Source organism: Ruegeria sp. BE1, from assembly GCF_056538885.1.
In genome coordinates, this window is the sequence record NZ_JBQFTY010000014.1 from 1 (window position 1) to 1,372 (window position 1,372).

The 1,372-nt window shown below is 57.6% G+C and carries 1 protein-coding gene; it reads left to right on the top strand.

The annotated features are described in order from the left end of the window. Nucleotides 1-1,176: elongation factor Tu (gene tuf, locus ACR0J5_RS20570; RefSeq protein WP_480656738.1), on the top strand; the 1,176-nt coding region annotated here is incomplete at its 5' end. Nucleotides 1,177-1,372: the final 196 nt, after the last annotated feature.

Sequence of the window (1,372 nt, forward strand, 5' to 3'; positions counted from 1 at the left end):
ATGGCAAAGGAAAAGTTTGAGCGTACAAAACCGCACGTCAACATCGGCACGATTGGGCACGTTGACCACGGTAAAACGACGCTGACCGCAGCGATCACCAAGTATTTTGGTGACTTCAAAGCGTATGACCAAATTGACGGTGCGCCGGAAGAGAAAGCGCGCGGGATCACCATCTCGACCGCCCACGTGGAATACGAGACCGAGAACCGCCACTATGCGCACGTTGACTGCCCCGGCCACGCCGACTACGTCAAGAACATGATCACCGGTGCCGCTCAGATGGACGGCGCGATCCTGGTTGTGAACGCCGCTGACGGCCCGATGCCGCAAACACGTGAGCACATCCTGCTGGGTCGTCAGGTTGGCATCCCGAAGATGGTCGTGTTCATGAACAAAGTCGACCAGGTTGACGACGAAGAACTGCTGGAACTGGTGGAAATGGAAATCCGCGAGCTGCTGTCTTCGTATGAATATCCCGGTGACGATATTCCGATCGTTGCAGGTTCGGCTCTGGCCGCGATGGAAGGCAACAACCCGGAGATCGGCGAAGAGAAGATCAAGGAACTGATGGCGGCTGTTGATGACTACATCGACACCCCTGAGCGTGCTGTTGACCAGCCGTTCCTGATGCCGATCGAAGACGTGTTCTCGATCTCGGGCCGTGGTACCGTTGTGACCGGTCGTGTCGAGCGTGGCGTGATCAACGTTGGCGACGAGATCGAAATCGTCGGCATCCGCGACACCAGCAAAACCACCTGCACCGGCGTTGAAATGTTCCGCAAGCTGCTGGACCGTGGTGAAGCGGGCGACAACATCGGCGCCCTGCTGCGTGGTGTGGATCGTGAAGGCGTTGAGCGTGGTCAGGTTCTGTGTAAGCCGGGCTCAGTAACACCGCACACCAAGTTCGAAGCCGAAGCCTATATCCTGACCAAGGAAGAAGGCGGTCGTCACACTCCGTTCTTCGCGAACTACCGTCCTCAGTTCTACTTCCGGACCACGGACGTGACCGGCACCGTGACCCTGGCCGAAGGCACCGAGATGGTCATGCCCGGCGACAACGTGTCGTTCGGCGTTGAGCTGATCGCGCCGATCGCGATGGAAAACGGTCTGCGCTTCGCGATCCGCGAAGGCGGCCGTACCGTCGGCGCGGGTGTTGTGTCGAAGATCATCGAATAATTCGCGCAAGCGAATGATCAGACAGAAAGGGCGTCCCGAGGGACGCCCTTTTTTGTTTGAATTCGACAATCCCGAGACGCACAAAAAACAGTGTGTCGAAAATCATCGAGTAAGGCGCGAGGGTGCGGAGATTATTCGTCGAATAATCTCGGACCCAACCGTTGACTCAAAGAAGGCCGTCCCAAACAGGGGCGGC